We start from the raw sequence: 539 nt of genomic DNA on the forward strand, positions 1-539 counted from the left end.
CGTTGCCGCGGTGGCGGCCGGTGCCTTCTACCTTCTGACAAGAGAGAAAACCAAGGACCTCAACGATTCCCTGAAGGAACAGCGGCAGGCCATTCTTGATGTGGCGAGCGCCTATGATCTCGCAAAGATCAGCGCTGACAACTACAACAAGTCGCGCGGCATCTATGCGGGTGCCGCCGCTCGGCAAGGTCAGCGCGATCTTGGCACGGCTGCACGTTCCGAAGACATCGACGTCCTTAATGACCTCGCCCGCTTCGTTGTGCCCGGCTACCATCAGGCCGGCTTTTACCAGGCTCGCTCGCAGTTTTCAGCCTTCAATGGTCCTATCAGCGCGTTCTCGAAGGACTTCGACTACGACGAATTGGCGAAGGGCGTACGCGATATCACGGCGCAGAACCCGGCTCTGCAGGAAACCGGCGACAAGATCCTCAATCTAGCGAAGGTAGGCCATGAGGCGGCGGCGGCTTTCAGGGAGGGTGCCGACAACCTGGCGCGCATCAATGCTCGCGCCCCGAGCCTTACCGACGCTCAGCTTGGAC

Annotated in this window: 1 protein-coding gene; it reads left to right on the plus strand. The window is 60.3% G+C overall.

Going from position 1 to position 539, the window contains the following annotated elements:
- Positions 1-10 precede the first annotated feature (10 nt).
- On the plus strand, positions 11-539 hold a 529-nt coding region (locus EN818_RS30720), incomplete at its 3' end, for a hypothetical protein (RefSeq protein ID WP_135906580.1).

Origin of the sequence: Mesorhizobium sp. M3A.F.Ca.ET.175.01.1.1, from assembly GCF_004791945.1 — a bacterium.
Taxonomy (GTDB): domain Bacteria; phylum Pseudomonadota; class Alphaproteobacteria; order Rhizobiales; family Rhizobiaceae; genus Mesorhizobium.